At 67.6% G+C, this 23884-nt stretch carries 24 protein-coding genes; 7 read left to right on the top strand and 17 right to left on the bottom strand.

Annotated elements, in window-relative coordinates:
- A partial coding sequence (locus B0W80_RS29875; RefSeq protein WP_179107055.1) for a tripartite tricarboxylate transporter permease occupies positions 1 to 483 on the top strand: 483 nt, incomplete at its 5' end.
- A gap of 309 nt (positions 484 to 792) precedes the next feature.
- Here B0W80_RS29875 and B0W80_RS29870 read toward each other — a convergent pair.
- From B0W80_RS29870 to B0W80_RS29840, 7 genes are all read right to left on the bottom strand, one after another.
- Complete coding sequence (locus tag B0W80_RS29870; protein WP_077002788.1) at positions 793 to 1311, bottom strand: Imm42 family immunity protein; 519 nt, start codon at positions 1309 to 1311, stop codon at positions 793 to 795.
- On the bottom strand, positions 1311 to 2495 hold the full coding sequence (locus B0W80_RS29865; RefSeq protein WP_077002787.1) for an RHS repeat-associated core domain-containing protein: 1185 nt from the start codon (positions 2493 to 2495) through the stop codon (positions 1311 to 1313). The genes B0W80_RS29870 and B0W80_RS29865 overlap by 1 nt, the downstream gene beginning before the upstream one ends.
- A 291-nt stretch (positions 2496 to 2786) precedes the next feature.
- Complete coding sequence (locus tag B0W80_RS29860; RefSeq protein ID WP_143684836.1) at positions 2787 to 3680, bottom strand: hypothetical protein; 894 nt, start codon at positions 3678 to 3680, stop codon at positions 2787 to 2789.
- Positions 3665 to 4417, bottom strand: coding sequence for a Crp/Fnr family transcriptional regulator (locus B0W80_RS29855; RefSeq protein ID WP_077002786.1), 753 nt, complete (start codon positions 4415 to 4417; stop codon positions 3665 to 3667). Before B0W80_RS29855 ends, B0W80_RS29860 begins: the two co-directional genes overlap by 16 nt.
- Complete coding sequence (locus B0W80_RS29850; protein ID WP_077002785.1) at positions 4414 to 5484, bottom strand: adenylate/guanylate cyclase domain-containing response regulator; 1071 nt, start codon at positions 5482 to 5484, stop codon at positions 4414 to 4416. The genes B0W80_RS29855 and B0W80_RS29850 overlap by 4 nt, the downstream gene beginning before the upstream one ends.
- Positions 5477 to 5815, bottom strand: coding sequence for an Hpt domain-containing protein (locus tag B0W80_RS29845; protein ID WP_077002784.1), 339 nt, complete (start codon positions 5813 to 5815; stop codon positions 5477 to 5479). Before B0W80_RS29845 ends, B0W80_RS29850 begins: the two co-directional genes overlap by 8 nt.
- 17 nt (positions 5816 to 5832) lie before the next feature.
- Positions 5833 to 9105 (bottom strand): response regulator, encoded by a 3273-nt coding sequence (locus B0W80_RS29840; protein ID WP_179107054.1) that lies wholly within the window; start codon positions 9103 to 9105, stop codon positions 5833 to 5835.
- 94 nt (positions 9106 to 9199) lie between these two features.
- Here B0W80_RS29840 and B0W80_RS36055 point away from each other — a divergent pair, with 94 nt between their 5' ends.
- From B0W80_RS36055 to B0W80_RS29810, 6 genes are all read left to right on the top strand, one after another.
- The gene (locus tag B0W80_RS36055; protein WP_083745713.1) at positions 9200 to 9826 is read left to right on the top strand and encodes an STAS domain-containing protein; all 627 of its coding nucleotides are present in this window, start codon (positions 9200 to 9202) and stop codon (positions 9824 to 9826) included.
- Positions 9826 to 10263, top strand: a complete 438-nt coding sequence (locus tag B0W80_RS29830) for an ATP-binding protein (protein ID WP_077002782.1) — start codon at positions 9826 to 9828, stop codon at positions 10261 to 10263. The genes B0W80_RS36055 and B0W80_RS29830 overlap by 1 nt, the downstream gene beginning before the upstream one ends.
- A gap of 93 nt (positions 10264 to 10356) precedes the next feature.
- Positions 10357 to 10980: a hypothetical protein gene (locus B0W80_RS29825; protein WP_218668969.1), complete on the top strand. Its 624-nt coding sequence runs from the start codon at positions 10357 to 10359 to the stop codon at positions 10978 to 10980.
- A 58-nt stretch (positions 10981 to 11038) separates the two neighbouring features.
- Positions 11039 to 12922: an OmpA family protein gene (locus tag B0W80_RS29820; protein ID WP_077002781.1), complete on the top strand. Its 1884-nt coding sequence runs from the start codon at positions 11039 to 11041 to the stop codon at positions 12920 to 12922.
- A gap of 10 nt (positions 12923 to 12932) precedes the next feature.
- On the top strand, positions 12933 to 13427 hold the full coding sequence (locus tag B0W80_RS29815) for a Rab family GTPase (RefSeq protein WP_077002780.1): 495 nt from the start codon (positions 12933 to 12935) through the stop codon (positions 13425 to 13427).
- A gap of 11 nt (positions 13428 to 13438) precedes the next feature.
- Positions 13439 to 14650 (top strand): PP2C family protein-serine/threonine phosphatase, encoded by a 1212-nt coding sequence (locus tag B0W80_RS29810; RefSeq protein ID WP_077002779.1) that lies wholly within the window; start codon positions 13439 to 13441, stop codon positions 14648 to 14650.
- Here the strand turns inward: B0W80_RS29810 and B0W80_RS29805 are convergent.
- From B0W80_RS29805 to hpaD, 10 genes are all read right to left on the bottom strand, one after another.
- The gene (locus B0W80_RS29805) at positions 14634 to 15503 is read right to left on the bottom strand and encodes a nucleotidyl transferase AbiEii/AbiGii toxin family protein (protein ID WP_077002778.1); all 870 of its coding nucleotides are present in this window, start codon (positions 15501 to 15503) and stop codon (positions 14634 to 14636) included. The two genes, B0W80_RS29810 and B0W80_RS29805, sit on opposite strands and share 17 nt — an antisense overlap.
- Positions 15500 to 16105 carry a type IV toxin-antitoxin system AbiEi family antitoxin domain-containing protein gene (locus B0W80_RS29800; protein WP_077002777.1) on the bottom strand — a complete coding sequence of 202 codons (606 nt, stop codon included), beginning with the start codon at positions 16103 to 16105 and terminating at the stop codon, positions 15500 to 15502. Before B0W80_RS29800 ends, B0W80_RS29805 begins: the two co-directional genes overlap by 4 nt.
- Before the next feature lie 86 nt (positions 16106 to 16191).
- Complete coding sequence (locus tag B0W80_RS29795; protein WP_077002776.1) at positions 16192 to 17169, bottom strand: 2-dehydropantoate 2-reductase; 978 nt, start codon at positions 17167 to 17169, stop codon at positions 16192 to 16194.
- Positions 17170 to 17175: 6 nt separating this feature from the next.
- Positions 17176 to 17967: a class II aldolase/adducin family protein gene (locus B0W80_RS29790; protein ID WP_077002775.1), complete on the bottom strand. Its 792-nt coding sequence runs from the start codon at positions 17965 to 17967 to the stop codon at positions 17176 to 17178.
- 145 nt (positions 17968 to 18112) lie between these two features.
- A complete protein-coding gene (locus B0W80_RS29785; RefSeq protein ID WP_077002774.1) occupies positions 18113 to 19105 on the bottom strand; it encodes a Bug family tripartite tricarboxylate transporter substrate binding protein in 993 nt (330 codons plus the stop codon).
- 25 nt (positions 19106 to 19130) lie between these two features.
- Positions 19131 to 20855, bottom strand: a complete 1725-nt coding sequence (gene ilvD / locus B0W80_RS29780) for a dihydroxy-acid dehydratase (protein WP_077002773.1) — start codon at positions 20853 to 20855, stop codon at positions 19131 to 19133.
- Positions 20856 to 20868: 13 nt separating this feature from the next.
- Entirely contained in the window at positions 20869 to 21678 is an 810-nt protein-coding gene (locus B0W80_RS29775; RefSeq protein WP_077002772.1) for an aldolase/citrate lyase family protein, read from the bottom strand.
- Positions 21679 to 21700: 22 nt separating this feature from the next.
- Positions 21701 to 22504: a 2-oxo-hept-4-ene-1,7-dioate hydratase gene (gene hpaH / locus B0W80_RS29770; RefSeq protein WP_077002771.1), complete on the bottom strand. Its 804-nt coding sequence runs from the start codon at positions 22502 to 22504 to the stop codon at positions 21701 to 21703.
- A 1-nt stretch (position 22505) separates the two neighbouring features.
- Complete coding sequence (locus B0W80_RS29765) at positions 22506 to 22913, bottom strand: 5-carboxymethyl-2-hydroxymuconate Delta-isomerase (protein WP_077002770.1); 408 nt, start codon at positions 22911 to 22913, stop codon at positions 22506 to 22508.
- A gap of 12 nt (positions 22914 to 22925) precedes the next feature.
- On the bottom strand, positions 22926 to 23804 hold the full coding sequence (gene hpaD, locus B0W80_RS29760) for a 3,4-dihydroxyphenylacetate 2,3-dioxygenase (RefSeq protein ID WP_077002769.1): 879 nt from the start codon (positions 23802 to 23804) through the stop codon (positions 22926 to 22928).
- Between the last annotated feature and the right edge of the window lie 80 nt (positions 23805 to 23884).

Raw genomic sequence — 23884 nt, 5'->3', positions numbered from 1 at the left:
ATCCAGCCCGGCCCGCAGGTGATGACCAGCAACCCCGAGCTGTTCTGGGGCCTCATCGCCTCGATGTGGATCGGCAACCTGATGCTGATCGTGCTCAACCTCCCGATGATCGGCCTGTGGATCAAGCTGCTGACGATTCCCTACAAGTGGCTGTTCCCGGCCATCGTGCTCTTCTGCGCGATCGGCGTGTACTCCGAGAACAACAACACCTTCGACGTGTGGATGGTCGCGATCTTCGGCATCGTGGGCTACGCCTTCATCAAGCTCAAGTGCGAGCCGGCACCGCTATTGTTGGGCTTCATCCTGGGGCCGATGATGGAAGAGAACCTGCGCCGCGCGCTGCTCCTGTCGCGCGGCGACTGGAGCGTGTTCGTCACGCGGCCGCTGTCGGCGGGCCTGCTGGTGGCGGCGGGGCTGCTGTTGCTGATCGTGCTGCTGCCTTCGGTGAAGGCGAAGCGGCAGGAGGCGTTCGTGGAGGAGTGAGGGCGCGTTGAGGCCTGTGTGCGACTGCCGACGCCGCCTTGCTTCACGGCAAGGGGCGTCGCCAGGGCATCACCTGGTCAACAGCCAACCGGGACGGCGCCCCAATTACTGGCGTCGTTCGATCTTCACGTCTGGATTCGGTGTTAACGAGCAGAGAGATTCCCCGCGCCTTCTTCCCGAGCTGCGCCCCAGCCGACAACTTGCAGCACAGCAGGTAGCTCGCCTCGCGGTCACACGGCGATTGAAGCGCTGACGTGCTTCTAGACTTCGCTGACGCCCGAGGCCCCGGACTCGCTGAAGCGCACACGTTTACTGCCGTCCGGCCTCCTGCTCGTGGATGCCGTTGAGCTTGAGCCTCACGTCGTCCAGTACGGCGTCCAACTCTCCCGGCTTTAACAGGCGTTCTGCGACGTTCGTGTAAGGCGCTTCGGCAAAGATGAAGCGAGCCATGTGGTCGTCTTCGATGAGGAAACCTTTCAGTCGATCAAAAACATCAACGGAAGGGATGATCTTGTGCCGTGCCCACTGCTCATCTTCCGCCAGATGCGCCTCGACAAAATCGGTTGCCTGAAACAGGGCATCGTCGAGCAGCTGGAACGCGGCCGGTGAGGGCATCGCTCCGAAGCGTTGATTGGCCCGGTTCCCTTTGAATTTCGCGATCTCGTCAAGTTGGAAGAGCACATCTCGCAAGGATGTGCCCAGCTCGAAGTCGCCGAGGCGCCGGCCATTGCACCAATAGCAGAATCGACCGAGCATCCACTCGCCACCGTGTTCCTGATCCAAGTCGTATTCGACTGCGAACCTTGTGGCGTATCCGACAATGGGCATCACCAACCTCTCAAGATGGAAGCGGGCACTTGTGCTTCCGAAACTGTTCCGCTGAAGTGCGCACCTCCTGCATTGTCAGAAAAGTATCTGTACCAGCCTCCTTGGCCTCTTACGTACCAGGTGCCCATGTCGCCACGTGAAGCGTTTTGATAAGCGGAGGCTGCGTCGGCTGGCTCGGGTGTTTTGCGGGGATTGAACTGCGGACTGCCTAGGTCGTGCGCGGGATTCGGCCGGTACTCAGGGCGAATTCTCGCCGCCACCGAGTCCGGGTGATACGGACTGCCTTTGAGGGCCGGCGATGGAGTCACCCCGTTTGCGCCAGGAGGGCATGGGGGAGACCACCGCGTTACGCCTCCGCCCATGCCACCGATCCCCGGCCCGCCACCGCCATCGAGTGGAATCAAATCGATGGGCCGACGCGGCAACCCCTTCGGTTCCAGCCCGTTCGGATCGACGAAGCTCAGCGGATTGCCGTCGGCGTACGCGAAGCGGTTCGGGCCACCGTTCAGTCCGCTCGGATCGGCCTGCGTGTAGCGCCCCCCGCACTCCGGGCAGAACGAGCGGAAGCCGTTGTAGAGCAGCCCCGACTCCTTGTCGCGGTACATGCCCTGAAACGCCAGGTTGAATTCCGGCGCCTTGATGTTCGTCGTGCCGGCGTTGGGCGTGACGGACGGGTCCGCGAAACGGGTCGCTGCCGTGGTGGGCTTGGCCTCACCGAATGGCGAGTAGGGCCATTGCCAGACTGCCTGCCCTTGCGAATTGGTCAGCCGCCTGGGGGTGTTGAGGTGGTCGCTGTGGACGGCGTAGACCTCGCCGTCGATGACCACCGCGATCGGCATCGGCCCATCGGCCGTGGGCAGGTAGATGTACTGCTTGCTGCCGCCGCTGTTGGCTCCGCCCGTGCCCGTCTCCGACAGCAGGTTGCCCTGCTCGTCGTATGTGAACGCGGTGCCCTGCTTCTCGGCCTCGTTGACGCCCGGGCTCCAGAGGCGTTTGAAGAAGCCGGTGAGGCTGTCGGCGAGGCCCGCGACGTTGGTGGTGCTGCTGCCGCCACGGGGCAGTGCTCCCGTCAGCGGCGCAGCGCCGAGTGCGCCGGCGAGGGCGAAGGTGGTGATGACCAACGCCACGATGCGCCAGATGTGCAGCGCAGGGATGGGGGACGTTTGTGTGGTCGGCGTCGCCATCCGGTCATGCCCGGTGGGCCGAGCCGCAGTCTTGCGCACGGCAGCGCGACGAGAGTTTCGATGGGACGAAGGTCGAGCCACGCGCTCGCCGAAGTCGAAGAAAGAAGAGGCGCGCTTGACGAGCGCCCACAGCGGCGCTTGCCGCGAAGGACCTTGCATTTGTGACAGCTTTCCGAGTAACGCCCGCTTGTTGTTCGAGACTCCCACCAGGCGGTGCGCGGGAGCGGGGGCGACTATACGATCCTCTTCTGCGCCAAAAACGCGAAGGTTGCTCGCGTTTTTGCCGCTGGACTACTCCGTCCCCCCGCTCGTCAGTCGCTTGTATTCGTTGCGCTTCATCGTCAGGTAGTCGTCGCGCTCGACCTCGTGCAGTTGCTTCGCATAGCGCTCGGTGCTGTCGAACCAGGCCTCGAGCCGCTTGGGCACCTGCTTCGGCGAATCCATGTAGGCGTCGATGGCCAGGTAGTAGCGCATGGTGTTGCGCTCCACCACGCCGCGCACGCCGCCCATGTACTCGGGCTGGCCCGAGGCATCCTTGCCGGTGACCGTGAACCCGACCTTGTCGGCGCCGAGGGTGGCCAGGTAGCCGCGCATCGCGATGCGTGCGGCCGTGCCGTAAGCGTAGGCGTAGCCCAGGTGCATGAAGGTCTTGCCGTTGGGCAGCGGTGTGGCCTCGAGTTCGATGCGGTAGTCGCGGGTCGACAGCGGTCCCTTGTCGGCGCTGAGCTTGGCGCTCAGGTAGTCGGCGCCGACGCTCGGCGGCTGCCAGACGAAGTCGACCTTCTGCGCATCCGCAAGCGGCTGGTCGAACTTGCGGCCGACCGAGACGGCCAGCGACTTCGCGCCGTCGGCGCCGCGCACCGCGCAGTGCTTGGTGTTGAGGTGCAGCATCAGCACGTCGCACCACACGGCCGGCTGGCTCAGCGATGCGCTGACCTGCTCGAAGGGATGGTTGAGCACGGCGAAGATGTCGCCGCTCAGCTGCCCCGAGGCCTCGGTCGATTCGAGCACCAGCGGCCGGTTGAAGATGTTGCCGTCGAGCTGTGTCTTGACCGCGTCGTACTTGGCCTTCAAGGCCGAGGCACTGCCCAGCTGCGCCTGGGCCTGCGCGATGGCGGGCAGCAACAGGAGCCAGAGCCACAGCGCAAGGTGGCGGCGAATCGTGCGCATCAGGTTGTCGGGCATGGTCTTTCCTCGTCGGTGGAGTCTTTCGACCCGGGGCTGGCCGCAAGCATCTCTTCGAGCCGCTGGCGGTCGGCCAGAAGCCGCCGGGCCACGAGGGTCACCACTTCGAAGCCGAAGGTGGGATTCTGGAAATAGAGCGTCTTGAAGGTTGTCTCGTCCATCTGCAGAACATTGCACTTGGTGACGCAGCGCGCTGTCAGCGTGCGGCGCTTGTCGGGTGCGAAAAATGCGATCTCGCCGAACAGCCGGCCGGGCTCGAGCGTTTCGCCGATCTCCACGAACTCGATGGTGCCCTCGGCCAGGAAGTACAGGTGGGTGGCCATGTCGCCCTTGCGGAACAGCACCGCGTTCTTGCGCAGCCGGCGCCGCCGCATGTAGGGCCGAAGCCACACGCCCGACAGGTCGTTCGACGCCGCGGCCACCTGCACGCGGCGCGTGAGCCGCAGCATCTGGTGCGCGCGGAAGATGTTGATGGGCAGCAGCACCCCGTGCAGCAGCACCAGGATGATCGACGGATGCAGCGCGCCGTAGATCAGGAAGCCCAGGTTGCCGCCCACCGCGAGGTAGCGCAGCGGGATCATGGTCTTCACGAACGAGCTGACGATGATCAGCAGGCCGGCGATGGTGGCCGCGCACAGCGCAACCACGCCCGTGGGCGTGGCCAGCGCGGTGTTCAGGGCCGCGATGCCCGTATCGATCAAGCCGCGCAGCGAACTGAGCAATGCATCCGCGTTCATCGGCCTGCCGCCTCCTTGGCCGCGCCGACCCACGGCACGGCGAACACTTCGACCGACGCCGACTTGCCGCGAAAGAGCGCGGTGCCGAGCGCCTCGACGGGCACGCGGCCTTCGAGCGCGGCGCAGGTGGCGGCGTCGATCAGGATCGTGCGCTTCGCCTCCTTGGTGTGCGATTCGAGGCGCGCGGCCAGGTTGACCGCATCGCCGATGCAGGTGTAGGTGGCGCGCTGCTGCGTGCCGGTGTAGCCGGCAATGGTCTCGCCGGTCGCGATGCCCACGCCAATGCGCACTGCGCTTCGTCCGGTCGCGGTCCGTTCGGCGTTCAGCAGCTCGATCATCTCGACCATGTCGAGTGCCGCGTGCACCGCGGCCAGGCCGTGGTCGGCCAGGGGCTGCGGTGCACCGAAGATGGCCATCAGGCCGTCGCCGATGATCTGGTTGACCACGCCGCCATGGCTGTTGATGGCCTCGAACACCAGCGTGTAGTAGGTGTTGAGCAGCTCGATGGTTTCCTCGGGCGGCTGCGACTCCACCAGCGTGGTGAAGGAACGGATGTCGGCGAACATCACCGTGCTCTGCACGCGCCGCCCGCCGAGCGCGAAACCGGATTGCGCCAGGTCCTGAGCGACCTCGGGCGTGACGAAGCGGCGCACCATCTCCTTCTGCTGGTCGCGCAGGCGCTTCTTCTCCAGGCTGGAGCCGATGCGTGCCTTCAGCAACACCGGGTTGACCGGCTTGTGCAGGTAGTCCTCGGCGCCCAGTTCGATGCAGCGCGCGATGTTGGCCACGCCTTCGAGCGACGAGGTCACGATCACGGGCAGGTCGCTCAGCGCCGCATCCTGGGTCAACGCCTCCAGCACCTGGAAGCCGTTCATCTCGGGCATTTCCACGTCGAGCAGCATCAGGTCGAAGTGCTCCTGGCGCAGGAGTTCGAGCGCCATGCGCCCGTTCTCGGCACAGCGCACGGTGTGGCCCTGCAGTTCGAGGTTGCGGGTCATCAGCAGGCGGTTGACCTTGTTGTCGTCGGTCACCAGCAGATGCGCCGGCGCGTGGCGAAGATCAACCATGGCCCAGCGCCGCCAGGGCCGCGGCGGCCCGTTCGTATTCGGCTTGCAGCGTGGCCAGGGCATCGGGCGACGTCGCCGCCGGCAGCCCGGCCAGCTCCAGCTCGCGTGCCATCTCGGCGAGCCCCGACGCGCCGAAGGTCAGGCTGTTCGACTTGAGCGAATGCGCCGCACGGCGGAAGGCCTCGGCATCGCCGGCCTCGCGTGCCTCGCGCAGTTCCGACAGCATCACGGGCGCCTCTTCGAAGAAGGTCTGCAGCAGTTCCTGCACGAAATCCGCACCCGCGGTGTCCTGGAGTTCTGCGAAGACGGTGCCGTCGATGGCGTTGCTCATGGAAGTCTCCTCGTCCGTCATGTCGACGTTCCCTTGCGCGGCGATGCGCTGTTCAACGCGGCGATCAGCCGGTCGACGCGGATCGGCTTCGTGATGTAGTCGTCCATGCCGGCCGCGATGCACATCTCTTCGTCGCCCTGCATGGCGTTGGCGGTCATGGCCACGATGTAGGGCCGCTGCAGCGGGTTCATCAGCGCGCAGATGCGCCGCGTCGCGTCCAGGCCGTCCAGCTCCGGCATCTGCACGTCCATCAGCACCACGTCGTAAGGCTGGCGCTGCACCGATTCGACGGCCTCCAGGCCGTTGGACGCGAGGTCCGCGCGGTAGCCCATCTGCTGCAGCAGGCGCATCGCGAGCTTCTGGTTCACCGCGTTGTCCTCGGCCAGCAGGATGCGCAGCGGGTGCCGCGCGGCTATGGTCGGGTCGATCGACGGCTTGACGGCCGCGCCCGGCGGCGTCGGCACCGGAGGCGATGGCGCGGTCGATGTCGATGTCGACGCAGGCCGCTCGTGCGCCAGCAGGTTCACCAGCGTGTCGAAGAGCTGCGACTGGTGGATGGGCTTCGACAAGCGCGCGTCGAAGAGCGGTGCCGCATCGCCGACCTCGCGCTCGCCGGCGGAGCTGAACAGCACCAGCGGCAGCTTGCCGCGGACCGCGCGGATGCGCTTCGCCAGCGTGATGCCGTCCATCTGCGGCATGTGCATGTCGAGGATGGCAAGGTCGAAGACGTCGCCGTCGTCGATCCACTGAAGCGACTGCGCCGGCGATTCGGTCTCGCGCGCGTCCATGCCCCATTTGCCGACCTGGGCGGCGAGCACGCGGCGGTTGGTCGCGTTGTCGTCCACCACCAGCACGCGCTTGCCCTGCAGTTCCAGATGCAGGCCCGGGTCGATGCGGCGCCGGCTCGGCGGCGACTCGGCGATCGGCGCCTCGATGGTGAAGAAGAAGGTCGAGCCGGTGCCCGGCCCATCGCTTTCGACCCACATGGTGCCGCCCATCAGCTCGGCCAGCCGCTTGCTGATCGCCAGGCCGAGCCCGGTGCCGCCGTATTTGCGCGTGGTGCTGGAGTCGGCTTGCGAGAAGGACTGGAACAGCCGCGACATGCCTTGCGCGCTCAGGCCGATGCCGGTGTCGCGCACGGCGAAGGTCAAGGCCGCATTGCCGTCGGCCAGGGGCCGCGAGGCGACCGTCAGCACCACCTCGCCGGCCTCGGTGAACTTCACCGCATTGCTCAGCAGGTTCAGCATGACCTGGCGCAGCCGCGTGAGGTCGCCGTCGACACCCGCGGGCACGTCGCCCTCGAACACGTAGGCCAGGTCGAGGTGCTTCTCGCTCGCGCGGGTCGACACCAGGTCGAGCGCCGACTCCACGCACTCGCGCAGATCGAAAGGATGCGCCTCGATGTCCATCCGGCCGGCCTCGATCTTCGAGTAGTCGAGGATGTCGTTGATGATGGTCAGCAGCGCGTCGCCCGATTCGCGGATGGTCGACACGTAGTCCTGCTGGTCGGTGTCGAGCTTCGTGTCGAGCAGCAGGCCGCTCATGCCGATCACCGCATTCATCGGCGTGCGGATCTCGTGGCTCATGGTCGCGAGGAAGGCGCTTTTGGCCTCGTTGGCCGCCTCGGCCGCGGCACGCGCCTCTTTCGCTTCGTTGAACAGCCGCGCGTTCTGGATGGCGACGACGGCCTGGTCGGCGAAGGTCTCCAGCAGCTTGATCTCCTTCTGTGCGAAGGGCCCCGTGGGCTGCCGCGCGACGTGCAGCGAGCCGAAGTTGCGGCCCTCCCAGAACAGCGGCGCGATCATGATGGCGTAGTTGCCGATCTTGCCGACGAGGTCGCGCATGAACGGAGGCAGGTTCGGCTCGGCCTGCACGTCGGGCACGTGCAGCACGTCCGGCCCGGCCATGGCCTGGCCGATCGTCGAGTTGTCGATCGGCCGGGGGTAGAAGCGCTCCAGCGCCTGGCGCGCCGAGCCGCGGTGCGCGGCCAGTTGCACCATGCCGTCCTCGCCGTTCAGCGAGATGCCGAGCTGCGCCCCCGCGAACAGGCGCTGGCAGCAGTCGAGGATCTTCTCGAACACCGGCTGCGGGTTCTCCATCGATTCGCTGATGACCTGCAGCACGTCGGCGGCGGCGGTCTGCCGCTCCAGCGCGTCGCGCGTCTCGTTGTAGAGGCGCACGTTCTCCATGGCCACCACCGCCTGGTCGGCGAAGAGCTGGATCTGGTCCATCTGCCGCTGCGAGGTCTGGCCAGGCTCGGGCCACGCCATGCTGATCGCGCCGATCGGCACCCCGTCCTTGAGCATGGGCGCGGCGATCAGGCGGCGCCAGCTGCCGGTGTTGGCCAGCGTGCGGTCGTAGGCCGGGTCGCTCGCGACGTCGTCGTTCGACAGCACCCGGCGCTCGAGGATGGCCCGGCCGTTCATCTGGTGCGGATCGGGCGGCGCGGGGAACTTGGTGCGTGCGGCCTCCAGCGCGGCCGGCGGCCAGTTGCGCGCCTCGGCCATGCGGACCAGGCTGCCGTCGTAGACGAAGATGGCCGCCGCCGGGCCGTTGAACAGCCACATCGTGCAGTCCAGGATGGCGTCGAACACCGGCTTCACGTCGGTCGGCGATTCGTTGATGGCGCGCTGCACGTCGCTCACCGCGGTCTGGTATTCGAGCGATTCGGTGAGTTCTGCCGTGCGCTCCTCGACCTTCTTCAGCGCCTCCTGCGCCTCGTTGAAGAGCCGCGCGTTCTCCAGCGCCAGCCCCATGCTCGCGGCCACGTTTTCGAGCAGCCTGATCTCGTGCGGGCCGAAGGCGTATTCGCGCTCATGGTTCTGCAGCGCGATGATGCCGAGCACCCGGTCGCTGCCGATGATGGGCACCGCCACGACCGAGTGCGCCCAGTCGGTGCCGGGCGCGGGCGCAAGCCCGATCTGCGTCTGCTCTTCCCGCGTGTTGCACAGGCCGACCTCGCGCCGGTGCAGCAGCAGGTCGGCCAGGGGGTCGTCCCTGTCCAGCGGACGCGGCGGAGGCAGGGGCAGGGGCTGCCCATGCTCGTAGCGGTACAGCACCTGGATGAAGTCGGTCTTGTCGTCCCACCAGACGATGCTCACGTCGCCGGAATCGAACAGCTCGCGCAGCCGGTCGCCCACGAGGTCGACGATGGCCTCGAAGCCGAGCTTGGCCGCCATGCCCCGCTGGATGCTGTTGATGAGCGCGAGTTCGTCGGTGCCGCGCGCACGCGCCGGGCTGCCCGCGCGGCTCGCGCGCTTCGTGGGGGTTCGAGACCGGGACTGAGCCATGCGCATCGGCCTTCAGCGATCGTCGTATGAATGCGCGGGGTGCGCGCACGGGATGAAGCGTTGTGGAGTCTAGCGGCGAAGGTGCGATTTCCGCATGGGAGCAGCACCGTGTCCGACGCCCGAAACGCGCCGCACCGGGGCCGGCGGCGCACCCCGGGCTGCCCGAAACGGCGCTCCGGACAACGACTTATCGACGTTGCCGGTTTTTGAGCGTAAGCTAGAAAAAGGTTCTATCTGTCGATCGCGGGGGGATCTTGTTCTTCATGAAGAACAAGAAGAACGAGAAGCGTTGGCGAGTGAGGAAATCCTGCGGCGGAAGACCAGTTCAGAAGGCATCGACATCGACATCGACTGCGGAGAACACATGGACCTGAGGAGTGAACAGCTCGCCGACGGCGTGGAGAAGATCAGCCTCGTCGGGCGAATGGACAGCATCGGCGGCCACGACATCAACCAGCGCCTGGCCGCGCTGGTGGCGAGCCGCAAGCTCATGGCCGTGGTGGACCTGTCCGAGGTGTCTTTCCTGGCATCCATCGGCATCCGCACCCTGGTGGTCAACGCCAGGGCGCAGTCGATGCGCGGTGGCGTGATGGCGCTGGCGAACCCGCAACCCATCGTGGCGGAGGTGCTCAAGATGGCAGGCATCGACACGATCATCCCGGTGTATCCCGACGTCGATTCCGCCTTCAGTGCGCTGGTGGCGGCAGGCGAAAGCCGCTGATGTCTGCCATCGACGGAGGCCGGCAGGCCTCCCTGACCGTCGGCCGCGAACTGCACGATTTGTCGCGGGTGAGCGCGTGGGTGCACGACTGGGCCGAGCGCCAGCACCTGCCGGATCGGGTGGTATCGAACCTCGACCTCTGCTCGGCCGAAGTGGTGACGAACATCATGAGCCACGGCCGCTGCGACGGCGCGCAGCACATCTGCCTGCGCCTGGGTTGGCAGGGCGAGAACGTCTCGCTCGAGGTGGAAGACGAAGGCGGCGAATTCGACCCGCGGCAGGTGCCGCAGCCGGCGCCTGTCACCAGCATCCACGATGCTCGAATCGGCGGCTGGGGCATCCCGATCATGCGCCGCTTCTCCGACGACCTGCGCTACAGCCACCACGACGGACGCAACTGCCTGACCCTGTTGTTCCGGGCGACGGCACCGCCCTGAGCCGAAGTCCATGCCCAACCCCAGCATGAACGGCGCCTTGCCCCAGGGTGTCGTTCTCCCCACAGCAACGAGATAGCAACGAGGAGTATTCAGATGGGAACTGCAGCCAAGACCTCACCCAGCATCGATGCCCAGAGCGCGCTCGCCGCGCAGGCCGCCCTGGCCTCGCAGGGCAACGGCGAGTCTTCGTCGTCGGGCGTCGACAAGATGCGCGAGTTGCTGTTCGGCAACCAGATGCAGGACTACGACAAGCGCTTCTCCGTCATGGAGGAGCGCTTCCAGCTGCGGCTGCGCGACCTGGAGGCGGAGTCGTCCCGCAACCTGGCCAGCCTCGAGGCCACGATGAAGAAGCAGCTCGAATCCGTCGCCGGCCAGTTCCGCGAAGAGAAGGAGCTGCGCGCCGACGGCGACAAGGAGCTCGAACGCAGCCAGCGCGAGCACAGCCAAGCGCTCGAAAAGCGCATCGCCCAGATGTCGGAGCAGCTGGCGCGGCAGGAGCGCGAGTTCACCGACCGGCTGAGCCACGAGATCCAGGGGCTGCGCGAAGAAATGCGCCGCCGCCAGGACGACGCCCGCGCCACCATGGAGCGGATGTTCGCCGAACTCAGCCACGTCAAGACCGATCGCAACCTGCTGGCGGGCCTGTTCGTCGAGATCGCCAAATGCCTGAACCAGGACGTGGCGCCCAAGGCCGCCGGCATCGGTGGCGAGCGCTGAACATCAGGGCGATGGCGCCCGGCCCATGCGGGCGGCATGACGTCAAGGCGAGGGCACGGTGAACGCACGCCTGTCCCTCACCGCTGCCAATGAACCCGGTGGCCCGGCGCCGGATGAAGACCCCAGGGAACGGCTGGCCAGGCTGCTGCTGGAGCTGGCGCGCTGCGTCGACCCGAGCGTCGCCATCACGTTGCCGCCGACCCGCCAGCACATCGACCCACGGCTGGAGGCCATGCGCGACGTGCTGCTGGAGCGTGAGCAGGCCGCGCTGGCGCGACTGGAGAAGAAGCTCGACGACCCGCAGGCCTTTGCCGATGCGGTGAGCGGCGTGCTGCCGGCCGCCTTCGCGCGCGCCGCGGCGCAGCACGACCAGCTGGGCCAGGCACTCGCCCCCAGCGTCGAGCGCGCGGCGCAGGCCTCGATCCGCAAGAACCCGGGGACGATGGTCGACATCCTCTACCCGGTCATGGGGCCGGCGATTCGCAAGGCGATCGCCGAGACGCTGGACGGCACGCTGCAGTCGCTCAACCAGGCGCTCAAGTACGGCCTGTCGTGGCGCGGTCTCAAGTGGCGCATCGAGGCGTGGCGCAGCGGCAGCACCTTCGCCGACGTGGTGCTGCGGCACACGGCGGTGTTCCGGGTCGAGCACCTGTTCCTGGTGCACCGCAAGACCGGCCTGCTGCTCGCGCACGTGGCGCGGGACGATGCGACCTCTCGCGACCCGCAGCTGGTGTCGGCCATGCTGTCGGCGATCCAGGATTTCGTGCGCGATTCATTCGACGAGTCCACCGGCGGCGCGTCCGGTGAAGGCAGCGGTGGTGGCGGCCGCAGCATCGACAGCCTGCGCCTGGGCGATCTTCTGTTGTGGTGCGAAGAGGGGCCGTCCGCCTTCCTGGCCGCGGTGATCCACGGCAACCCGCCGCCCCAGCTGCGCGCGCGCCTGGCCGAGACGCTAGGCGCCGTGCACGACCGCTCGGGCGTGGCGCTGCAGGAATTCGAAGGCGACACCGATCCTTTCGAAGAGACCACCGAGCAGCTGCGGCCCTGCCTGCTGTCGCAGGCGCCCGAGCGGCAACGGCGCTACAGCCCGCTGCTCTGGCTCATCCCGCTGGTCTTGCTGGCGCTGCTGGGCTGGTGGGTGGCGCAGCGTGTCGTCGAGCGGCAGCGCGTCAACAACTACGTCGCGGCGCTGCAGGAGCAGCCCGGCATCGTGGTGACCGGTGCCGAGCGCCGTGACGACCGGTGGCTGGTGTCGGGTCTGCGCGACCCGCTGGCCGTGCCGCCCGAAAGCCTGCTGCCGCCGAAGCTGGACCCGTCGCGCGTTGCCGGGCGCTGGGAGCCCTACCAGGCGCTTCACCCGGCCATCATGCTCAAGCGCCTGAAGGCCACGCTCGATCCGCCGCCGACGGTGAGCATGGTGCAGGACGGCGGCGGCATCCGCGTCACCGGCAATGCGTCGCAGCGCTGGCTCGACAAGGCGCGTGCCTATGCGCTGACGCTGCCGGCCGGCGCGCCGGTGGTCGACCTCAGTGCGCTGCAGGACGTGCAGGACCCTGACTTCATCCGCCTGCGCGACGCCATCCAGGCCCGCCTGATCCATTTCGACTTCAGCATGCCGCGGCCATCGGCCGACCAGGAGGCCAAGCTCGACGCCACCGCCGCCGACATGCGCGAGCTGGTCCAGGTGGCACGCACGCAGGGCTTCCCGGTCAAGGTGAACATCGTCGGCCACGCCGATGCGACCGGCAAGGACACCTCGAACCTGGCGCTGAGCATCGGGCGCGCGGAGGTCGTTCGCTCGATGCTGCGCGCGCGCGGCGTCGACCCGGCCGTGCTGTTCGTGCGCGGCGCGGGTCCGCTCGAGCCCCTGCGTGCCGGGGCCAGCGAGGACGAGATGTCGATGAACCGGCGCGTCTCCTTCGGCGTGTCCACGGGGGACTGAGTCCACATTCATGCTTCAGAAAAAAATCTGTTTGCTGGGCGCTTTCGGCGTCGGCAAGACCAGCCTGGTTCGCCGCTTCGTCGACACCATCTTCTCGGACACCTACCTGACCACCGTCGGCGTGAAGATCGACAAGAAGGTCATCGCGGTCGGCGCCGGCGAGCTCGCGCTGATCCTCTGGGACATCGCCGGCGAAGACGAAGTCGCGGCGGTCCGCGTGAGCTACCTGCGCGGCGCGGCCGGCTATCTGCTGGTGGTGGACGGCACGCGGCCCGAGACGCTGGACACGGCCGAGTCGATCCACCGCCGCATCGTCGCCGAGCTGGGCGCCGTGCCCTTCTTCGTGCTGCTCAACAAGGCGGACCTGAAGGAAGACTGGGCGCTCCCGCCGGCGCGCATCGAAGCGCTGGAGGCGGCGGGCTGGTCCTTCCACCGCACGAGCGCCAAGACCGGCATGGGCGTGGAAGAGACCTTCCGGGCCCTCGCGGAGCGACTCGCAGGCTAGCCGGAGCGGCCATGCTCGACCTGCCGCCGCGCATCTCCGATTCGCTCCTGGCGCTGGTGCATGCGCAGCGCGTGCTGGCGTACCTGGTCGTCGACGAGGCCCAGGACGTGGTGCAGTCGGGCGGGCACCTGGCGCATTACGGCCTGGCCGAACTTCGCTACGGTGCGCCTGCGGCGGAGCAACTGCTGTTTCTGGAAGGCCTGCTTCCGCTCGCCGAGACGCCCTTCTTGATCCGGTCGATGGAGATGCCCAGCGGCCGCGTGGCCGACGTGCACTTCTTCGCCGACGAGGACACGGTGTGGGTGCTGCTGCTCGACGTGACCGCCGAGTACGAGGAAACCCGCCTGGTGCAGCAGAAGGCCTACGACATGACGCTGCTGAGCCAGCGCGAGGCGCGGCTCATCGCGCAGCTCGAAGCCACCAACCTGGAGCTGACACAGGCGCATCGCGAGCTCGCCACCTCGCGCGAGGCCCTGCAGGCCGCGCACGACCGCTTGCGGCAGGAGCTGAGCGAGGCGGAGCTCTACGTCCGCGCGATCCTGCCCGCGCCTTTCTCGGAGCCATGGACGGTCGACTGGCGCTTCGTGCCCACCAACGAGCTGGGCGGCGATTGCTTCGGCTACCACTGGGTCGATGACGCGCATTTCGCGATCTACCTGATCGACGTCTGCGGCCATGGCGTGGGTTCGGCGCTGCTGTCGGCGTCGATGACGGAGACATTGCGCTCGCAGGCGCTCGCACACGTGGACTTTCGCAGTCCGGCGGCGGTGCTCACGGCACTGAACCAGGCCTACCAGATGGAGCGGCACGGCGAGCTGTTCTCGACGGTCTGGTACGGCGTGTTCGGCCGCGCGGCCCGGGAGCTGCGCTACGCCTCCGCGGGGCATCCGCCGGCCTTCGTGGTCGATGGGGGCGGCGCAGCGGCAGCCGGCCGTTCGTTGCCGGCCGGCGGGCCGTGCGTGGGCATCTCGCCGGCGGCGCGCTACGAGGAACAGGCCTGCCTTCTCACGTCGCCGGCAAGGCTCTATGTGTTCAGCGACGGCACCTACGAGGTCACCCGGCCCGACGGCTCGATGGTGCAGTTCGCCGAGATGGCCGACATCCTCGCCGGGCCGGCCCAGGCCGGTTCATCCGAGCTGGATCGCCTGCTGGCCTACGCGCGGGACGCGCATGGGCCGGGTGTGTTGGAGGATGATTTCACGATCGTCAAGATGGCGTTGTGAGCGCGGCAGCTCGTCGCATGGCCGGCTCCAGGCCCGCACGCAGGTGTCCGATCACCTTCGTCAAGGGTTCCGATGGCAGGTCGTTTTTTCTGAGGAACGCCTGCCACAAGGCTTGACGCGATGGGTCGTTTGCGAACGCGTCGCTGAGTCCCAGTGGCAGCAGATGCGGCACCATCGTTCCGCGCCGAACGAAAGTCGCGCTGATGGCGCGCGCGAGCATGCCTGGATTCAAGGTTTCGCGAGCCAGCAGCACCGACAGGTCCAGATAGTCCTTGAGGCGGGTGTTGGCCATGCCCAGCATGACGATCGCGTGCAGCTTCTCCGAGACGACGGTGTAGATCGGATAGGTCCGCAGGCGCGGCGCCGGGAGATCGGAAATCAGCACGGGGTAGACCGCGTCGACCGGGCCCGGCGTTACCGCATCTCCGAAGCCGACATCGATCTGGGTCTTGCAGCGTGCGTTGGCAACGTTCCCGTCGATCGTGATGCGAGCGCCGCCGTAGCCGGCGTCTTTTCGGATCTCGAGCGTCTTGATGGATGCCGGATCGAACTGGATTCCGTCATCGACCTTCACGCTGGCGATATCGCGAAAGCAAGCCGCAACGGACGCCAGATCGCTTGCCCCGAATCCCAGCAGATCGACGTCACGCGTCGCGCGGTGCGGCATGTCGTACCAGAGGGTGAACAGCAGGGCTCCCTTGAGCAGGAAACGATCGGCATGCGAAGACTTGCCAAGTCGAAACAGCATGCGCTCGAGCGCGAACCGCACGAGCACCTGGTTGAAGTCCACGCCTTGCGCCTTGGCAATGTTCAAGAGCCGCGCGCGCACCGATGCGGCAAGGTCCCTGGTCATTCAAGTGTTTCGAGGTAAGGGCGCATGACCTTTTCGACACGACAGATCTGGGCGTAGTGCCACAGTTCGTCCACCGTGGCTTTCTTCTGGGTCCAGGCATCCCTCAGTGCTTCGAGTGCCACGTCCGGCCCGATTTTGTTCCGGTGCTTGAAGCAGTCGGCCACTGTCTTGGCGACGCCGTAGACGCGCAGTTCAACCTGATCGAGCTCCTTCAGTTCGATGCCGGCGGAATAGGCATCGCCCGAAGACTGGACCATTCTGACGGGCGGGTAGTCGATCTTCGGCACGTGGCTCCCGCGCGGCATCGCAATCCACACGTCGCGCGGAAGCTGCGTGGTCAGCTCGTGAAACTGGAGCGCCGTGAGCAAGCAGAACACGGCCTGCGGCACCTTGACGGAGATCGCGACGAGGCTGTTGTGCTCCGAGCCGATCTGCTCCGGCAGGCGATAGAGGCCGCGGCCCACTTTCTCGAGCCGACCGGCCGCGGTCATGCGCGTCAGGACGACCCGGGGGACCTCGACCGCATCCAGATCGCTGGGGCGCAGCATGCCCTTTCGGGCGAGAAGATCAAGGATGCGACGGTCGTGACTGTGTTGCAGCATGAGGGCTGCAGTATGTTCCATTTCTTCGTCAAATAAAAATATCTGACGAAATTAAGGAACATGCAGGCCGGGGGCGAACCCCGCCTTCAGTACAACCCGAGCTGCCGCCCCTGCAGCCGTGCCAGCCCCAGCAGCGCATCGGTGAAGGGCGTCTTCACGCCGGCATGCTGCCCCAGCTCGCGCACCGCGGACACCAGCGCGTCCAACTCCACGGGCCGTCCGGCTTCGACGTCCTGCAGCATCGAGGTCTTGAAGGCGCCCAGCTTGCGTGTGACCGTGTGGCGGTCTTCGGGGCTTTCGGCGATCGGCACGCCGATGCGTTCGCCGATCTCGCGGGCCTCGAGCATGATGGTGGAGATCAAACCGCGCACCAGGTCGTCCTGCAGGATCAGGTCGGTGGTGGCGCCGGTCAGTGCGCTGATGGGGTTGACCGTCATGTTGCCCCAGAGTTTGTACCAGACGTCTTTCTGGATCTGCGCCGAGAGGCGGGCCTCGAAGCCGGCCTGCTTCAGCAGGGCCTCGAGTTCCTTGGCACGCGGCGTCGGTTCGCCCGAGGGCTCGCCGATGATCAGGCCGTTGCCGAAATGATGGCGAACCACGCCGGGCCCGTCGAGCGAGCAGCTCGCATGCACCACGCAGCCGATCACGTGGCGCGCCGGGATGGCGGCGTCGATGCGGCCACCCGGGTCGACCGCCTCCAGTTGCGTGCCGGCCAACGGGCCGCCGAAGCCGCCTTGCAGGAACCACCACGGCACGCCGTTCATGGCGGTCAGCACGACGGTCTCGGGGCCCAGCAGCGGTGCGATGCGCTCGGCAACGGCGGCCAGCGCGGGCGCCTTCACGGCGACCACCACGATGTCCTGCACGCCCAGTTCTTCGGGGTCGACCACGGCGTTGACCGTGACGCGGGTGCGCACGTCGCCGCGCATCAGGCTGAGGCCGTCGCGCTGCAGCGCTTCCAATGTGGCGCCGCGCGCCACCACGTTGAGGCGGCAGCCGGCCTGCGCGAGGCCGACGCCGATCCAGCCGCCGATGGCACCGGCGCCGTAGATGCAGACTTTCATGGTTTCTCAGTGCTTGTAGCTGTCGTCGATGCGGTCGACCTGGCGCACGAGGGCGTCGAACACGTCCTGCCCGCCACCGTGCTTGGGGTTGAACTGCAGCGCGTCGCGCGTGCATCTGCGGGCGATGTCTTCCGAGACGGGGATCGGCGCACCCATCGACAGCGTGGCCATCTGGATCTCGCAGGCGCGCTGCAGCGTCCAGAGGATGGCGAAGGTCTGCGGCAGCGTCTGGCCCCAGGCCAGCAGGCCGTGGTTGCGCAGGATCACGGCCGGGCGGCTGCCGATGCTCTTCAACAGCCGCGGGCCTTCGTCGGCATGGATCGTGATGCCCTCGAAGTCGTGGTACGCCACCATGTCGTGCAGCTGCGCGGTATAGAAGTTGGTCTGCTGCAAGCCGCCTTGGAGGCAGGCCACGGCCACGCCGGCGGTGGTGTGGGTGTGCATCACGCAATGGGCATCGGGCAGGCCGTCGTGGATGGCGGCATGCACGGTGAAGCCGGCCGGGTTGACCGGGTGGCGCGAGCCGTCGAGCACCTTGCCTTGCAGGTCGATCTTGACCAGGTTGCCGGCCGTGACCTCGCTGTAGTGCAGGCCGAAAGGATTGATCAGGAACTGCTTCTCGCCCCCGGTCACGCTGTCGGGCAGCCGCACCGTGATGTGGTTGTAGATCATCTCGGTCCAGCCCAGCATTGCGAAGACGCGATAGCAGGCGGCCAGTTGCAGGCGCGCCTCCTGCTCGTCGGGGTGGATGGCGGGGCGCGCCGGCGTAGCGACCGGCGTGGCGAGGGGGGTGTTCATCTGCAGTTCCTTTCTTGGATGAACCTGTCACGCATGAAGCCACCGGCTTGTCGGGAGACACCGAAGAACCGGCTTTGCCGGGCCGCTGGTGTCGTCCCCTCGAAAGGGGAGGCGGCTGCACGAAGTGAGCAAGCAACGGGGGGGGCTATCCCTCCGCGGTGAAGCCGATCTGCTTCACGATGGGAGCCCACTTGGCGGTGTCTTTCTTCAGCAGATCGGCGAGTTCGGCCGGCGACGAGGACATCGCCTCCAGTCCGAAGGTGGCCAGGCCGTCGATCACGTCCTTCTGCGCGAGCGCGGTCTTCATCGCCGCGTTGGCGCGCGCCACGACCTCGGGCGAGGCCTTGGCCGGCAGCAGGAAGGCGAACCACTCGCTGTGCGTGGCGTTCTTGATCCCCTGCTCTTCGTAGGTGGGCACATCGGGCGCGAAGCGGCTGCGCTTGGCGCCGGAGACGCCGAGGATGCGGACCTTGCCCGATGCCAGGTGCTGCGTGATGTCGCCGATGGGCCCCGACACCGCCGCCACGTTGCCGCCCAGCAGGTCCAGCATGGCGGGTTGCGTGCCGCGGTAGGCCGCGTGCTTCAGGTCCACGTTCGCGTTCTTTCCCAGCAGCGCGCCGAGGAAGTGCGGCGTCGAGCCGGCCGCCGGCGAGCCGAAATTGGCGCCATCGGGGTTGGCCTTGGCCCAGGCCAGGTACTCGGGCACCGATTTGACCGACACGGGCACCGCCGGGCCGACGGCGAAACCGAAGTCGAACTGGCAGGCCACCGTGACGGGCGTCAGGTCGACCGCCGGGTCGTACGGCAGCTTCTTGTAGATGTGCGGATAGATCGTGAGGATGGAGGTGGGCGTCTGCAGGATGGTCGTGCCGTCGGCCGGCTGTCCCTTGACGTAGGTGACGGCGATCTGGCCGCCGGCGCCGGTGCGGTTTTCGACCACCACGGCCTTGCCGTAGTCGGGCTGCAGGCGGGTGGCGACGCGGCGGCACAGCGTGTCGGAGGTGCCACCGGCGGCGAAGCCGGTGATCAGGCGCGCGGTCTCGAAGGGCTGGGCCTGGGCCCAGGCGTGCTGGCCCAGGCTCGCGAGCAGGGCAGATGCGCCGGTGGTCTGCAGCAGGTGGCGGCGGGTGAGGGTCATGATGGAATGTCTCCGTTGAGGCGTTTCAAGACTCGTCGCGCAGCCATGTCACTGCGCCCGAGTGCGTCACGGCGCCCTGGTGGCTGGGGCGCACGGTGAGCGCGTATTTTTCCAGCAAGCCCGTGTGCCGCACCCCCGTGTTTGCCTGACGTCCGGCCAGCCGCGCGGCGATTTCCGCATCGTCCAGCTCGACCGTGATGCTGCGCGCGTCGGCCCGTGCGTTGATGGCCACGATGTCGCCGTCGCGCAGCGCGGCGATGGGCCCGCCGTCCGCCGCCTCGGGGCCTGCGTAGCCGATGCACAGGCCGCGCGTGGCGCCCGAGAAGCGGCCGTCGGTCAAGAGCGCCACCTTGTCGCCCATGCCCTGGCCGTAGAGCAGCGCGGTGATGCCCAGCATCTCGCGCATGCCGGGGCTGCCCTTGGGCCCTTCGTTGCGGATGACGATCACGTCGCCGGCCTGGTAGCGGCGGTTCTGCACCGCCGTCTGCGCCTCTTCCTCCGAGTCGAAGACGCGCACCGGGCCGCGATGCACCAGCGTCTTCAGGCCGGCGGTCTTGAGCAAGGCGCCGTCGGGGCACAGGTTGCCCTTGAGCACGGCCAAGCCGCCGTCGCGCGTGATCGGGTCGCCGGCCTTGCGCACCACTTGCCCATCCGGCTCGGGTGCCCCGGCCAGTTCTTCCGACAGCGTGCGGCCGGTGAAGGTGAGCACGTCACCGTGCAGATGCCCCTGCTCCAGCAGCGTGCGCAGGATCACGCCGGCGCCGCCGATGTAGAACACGTCGCGCGCCAGGTAGCGGCCGCCGGGGCGCAGGTCGGCGATGAGCGGCGTGCGCGCGAACACCTCGGCCACGTCGTCCAGGTGGAACTTGATGCCGGCCTCGTGCGCGATGGCCGGCAGGTGCAGCGCGGCATTGGTCGAGCCGCCGGTGGCCGAGACCACCGCGCAGGCGTTCTCCAGCGCCTGGCGCGTCACGATGTCGCGCGGCAGCGGGCCGTCGCCCATCACTGCCTTCATGAGCTGCTTCGCGGCGCGGCGCATCAGCGGCGCGCGCTCGCTGAACACGGCCGGCACCATGCTGGAGCCGATCGGCGCGAGGCCCAGCGCCTCGGACACCATGCCCATGGTGTTGGCGGTGAACTGGCCGGCGCAGGCGCCGGCGGTGGGCAGGCAGGCGCGGCTCATGGCCTCGAGCTCGTCGGGCGTGGCGTCGCCGGCCAGCACCTTGCCGATGGTCTCGTAGGTGTCGACCACGTTGAGGTCGCGCCCCTCGGGGCCCGGCATCTGGCCCGGCAACGCGGAGCCGCCGTGCACGAAGACGCTGGGCACGTTGCAGCGGACCATGCCCATCATCAGGCCCGGCAGATTCTTGTCGCAGGCGCCGATCGCGAAGATGCCGTCCCACTGGTGGCCGCGGGTGGAGGCCTCGACGCTGTCGGCGATCAGCTCGCGCGAGATCAGCGAGAAGCGCATGCCCGAATGGGCCATGGTCAGGCCGTCGCTCACCGACACCACCGGGCATTCGTGCGGCGTGCCGCCGCCGGCGTAGATGCCGGTCTTGGCATGCTGCGCCTGGTCGCGCAGGTTGAGGTTGCAGGGGCTCATCTCGCCGCCGGTGTGAAAGACGCCGACGTGCGGGCGCGCGATGTCCTCGTCGTCCTGGCCCAGCGCATGCAGAAAGCTGCGCGTGGTGGCGCGGATGGTGCCCTCGCGGATGATCGCGGAGCGGAAGCGCTTGGGGTCGTCGCTCATGGGTCGGGCGCTCTCAGTACGTGCCGCCCTTGGGCGCATCCTTGACCGCCGACTTGAAGCGGGCAGCCAACGCGCTGGTAGCGCGAACGAGCAGGTTGGTGTCGAGGCCGACCGCGACGAAGCGCGCACCCAAATCCAGGTACTTCTGTGCCAGCGTCTCGTCGGGCGTCAGGATGCCGGCGGCCTTGCCGGCGCGGCCGATGCGCGCGATGGCGTCCTCGATCGCCGCCTGTACTTCGGGATGGCCCGCGTTGCCGATGTGTCCCATGGACGCCGAGAGGTCGGCCGGGCCGATGAAGACGCCGTCCACGCCGTCGACCGCCGCGATGGCATCGAGGTTGTCCAGTGCCTCCCGGGTCTCGGCCTGCACCAGCAGGCAGACCTGCTCGTTGGCTTCCTTCGCGTAAGCCGGGAAGCGGCCCCAGCCCGATGCCCGCGCGCCGCCCATGCCGCGGATGCCGTGCGGCGGGTAGCGCATGGCGCGCACGATGGCCTGCGCCTGCTCGGCCGTGTCGACCATCGGCACCAGGATGGTCTGCACGCCCAGGTCGAGGTACTGCTTGATGAGCGCGGTGCCCGCATCGCCGTGGCCCAGCGGCACGCGTGCAATGGCATTGACGCCGGGGTAGGCCGCGATGGCCTGCGCCTGCTGCAGGATGCTGCGCAGGCCGTTGGGCGAATGCTCGCCGTCGATCAGCAACCAGTCGAAGCCGGCACCGGCGCAGATCTCGGTGCTGTAGGCATCGGCCAGGCCGAGCCAGAGGCCGATCTGGGCGCGCTTGGCGGCGAGGGCCTGCTTGAAGGGGTTCGCGGGGGTTTGCATGGTCGTGTTCTTGTTCGTAATTTCAGACGAAGCGGAAGGCGATCGAACCCAGGGGGCCGTAGTCGGCATGGAAGGTGTCGCCGGGCTTGGCCGTGGTGGGGCGCGTGAAGGAGCCGCCCAGCACGACCTCGCCGGCCTCCAGGCATTCGCCCCAGGGCGCCAGCTTGTTGGCGAGCCAGGCCACGCCGGTGGCCGGGTGGTTGAGCACGGCGGCGGCCAGGCCCGATTCTTCGATCACGCCGTTCTTGTAGAGCAGCGCTCCGACCCAGCGCAGGTCCACCGCATCGGGCTTCACCGGCCGGCCGCCGGTCACGATGCCGGCATTGGCCGCGTTGTCGGCGATGGTGTCGAAGACCTTGCGCATGGCGCCGCTCTCGCGGTCGAATTGCTCGATGCGCGCGTCGATGATCTCGATGGCGGGCACCACGTAGTCGGTGGCGGCCAGCACGTCGAAGATGCTGACGTTCGGCCCCTGCAGCCGCTTGCCGAGCACGAAGGCGAGCTCGACCTCGATGCGCGGTGCGATGAAGCGGGTGAAGGGAATGTCGCCGCCCTGCTCGAAGAACATGTCGTCGAGCAGCGTGCCGTAGTCGGGCTCGGTGATCTGGCTGGCCTGCTGCATGGCGCGCGAGGTCAGGCCGATCTTGTGCCCGCGGACGATCCGGCCTTCGCTGAGCTTGGTCTTCACCCATTCGCGCGAGATGGCGTAGCCGTCTTCGATGGTCATCTCGGGATGGCGCAGCGAGAGATGCCGCACCTGCAGGCGCGACTTCTCGCTTTCGTGCAGTTCGGCCGCGAGTTGCTGGATCAGCTTCTTGTCGAGCATGTCATGGCGCCTGGAAGAGAGGATGCAGGTTGCCGCACTTGCCGTCGTACACCAGGCCGGGGCTTTCGTCGATCTGCAGTGTGATGCCGACGTGGCGCTTCGCGAGCAGCGGTGCGACGTGCTGCTTCAGGCGTTCGAGCAAGGCGTCGCCCACGCGCTTCTTGACGGCGTCGGAGCGTCCGCCGGCCATGCGCAGGTTCAGGTAGATGAAGCCATGGTCGCCCGAACCATCGGCCACCGCGTAGTGCGCGGCCGGATAGGCCAGCACGCGCGTGCCACCGGTGGGGAACACTTGCCGGTCCTGGTCGTCGCGCTGCGCGAGCATGGCGTCGGCCATGACGCGGCACAGGGCTGGCAACTCGGCGTCGGCTTCGACGTTGGGCGTGTAGAGGATGACGAGATGGGGCATGGCGTGTCCTCTTCAGGCAGCGGTTGCTTCGGCAGGCAGCGGCGTCACCGGAAAGATCGCGTTGATCTGCCCCGTGCCCGAGCTGCCGAAGTAGGGCGTGACGATTTCCACCGGCGCGGTGTAGCGGTCCCAGCCCAGCAGGCCCAGCAGCATGGCGGTGTCGTGCATGTCGCCTTCGCCCCAGCACTTGTCGGCGTACATGGGCAGCATGCCCACGAAGGTCTTCCATTCGCCGGCCTTCCACAGCTCGACCACGCGATGGTCGACCTGCTCGAGGAAGGGGTCGTAGACCTTGTGCATGAACTCCGGCGCGCGGCCGTTGTCGGCGAAATGGTGCGACAGCGAGCCGCTGGCGAACACGGCGACCGTGCCGTCGTAACGCTCCTCGATGGCGCGGCGCACCGCCAGGCCGAAGCGGCCGGATTCGTGCAGGTCGTGCCAGTCGCACCAGCCGCTCACGCTGATCACCTTGTAGTGCTGGTCGGCGTTCATGTAGCGCATCGGCACCAGGGTGCCGTACTCCAGCTCGAGCGTGGTGTCGCTGTGGGCGCGGCTCTTCACGCCCATCTCGTTGGCCACGTCGGCGATCAGGTGGCCGAGCGCCGGATTGCCCGGGTAGGCATAGGGCATGTTCTTGATGAAATGCGGCAGCTCGTTGCTGGTGTAGGTGCCGCCGAACTCGGGCCCGCAATTGATGTGGTATTCGCTGTTGACCTGCCAGTGCACGTCGAAGACCACGATGGTGTCGACGCCGAGCTCGCGGCAACGGCGGTCGATTTCCTTGTGGCCGTTGATCGCGGCATCGCGGCAGCCGAAGTTGGGGCCGGGAAACTCCGACAGGTACATCGACGGTACGTGCGTGATCTTGGCGGCGAGTGCGAGCTTGCCCATGGTCTATACCTCCTGCGACTCGTTCCGGCGCTGCCCGCCGATCGACGACGTGAGCCCTCCCCTCGAGGGGAGGGTTGGGT

It is taken from the genome of Variovorax sp. KK3 (genome assembly GCF_001984055.1).
Taxonomy (GTDB): Bacteria; Pseudomonadota; Gammaproteobacteria; order Burkholderiales; family Burkholderiaceae_C; genus Variovorax.
This window is presented reverse-complemented; position numbering and strand designations above follow the sequence as displayed.